Here is a 524-nt window from a genome sequence, read left to right on the forward strand (position 1 = left end):
TTGAGCAGGCGACGCAGACGCTTTATCAGGCGATTTATGTACGCGATCATGTTTTCCATCGCCATAGTCAATTGCCGGAAAGCTACGGCCAGGCGGTATGGAGCCTGTATGGCCAACTGGCGCGCAGCCACTGGCTGCCGGGGTCGGCGCAGGATATTCATTTCACTCGTGACGATCCGCTAAAGTCGATGGCTAATCTCACGCAAATTGCGCAAGAAAAAGATGACGTGGCAAGCAGTGCGCAACGTTTATGCGAAGAGGCGCTGGCGTTTGCTCAAACGGCGGATTTCCCCGCCGCGCTGGCGCGTCAGTGGCGTGAAGAATGGCAGGGTTTAGCGCTCTATTGCCAGCTGTTTACTCATGCGCAGAAAGCCTTTTTCACCTTGCATTTCGCTCGCGAGGTGGAAAACAGCTGGAGCATGCGGGAGATTTGCCATATCAACGTGCAGGCGCTGTATCGTTGCGCATCGGAAATGGAAACGCTCTGTCAGCAGATGAGCGAGGCGTCGCCAGCGTTCTACGTG

1 protein-coding gene is annotated in these 524 nt (G+C 55.5%); it reads left to right on the plus strand.

The features are described from left to right. On the plus strand, positions 1-524 hold a 524-nt coding region (locus AACX88_RS17595; protein WP_339394145.1), incomplete at both ends, for a hypothetical protein.

Source organism: Brevibacterium metallidurans, assembly GCF_037101285.1.
Classification (GTDB): Bacteria; Actinomycetota; Actinomycetes; order Actinomycetales; family Brevibacteriaceae; genus Brevibacterium; species Brevibacterium metallidurans.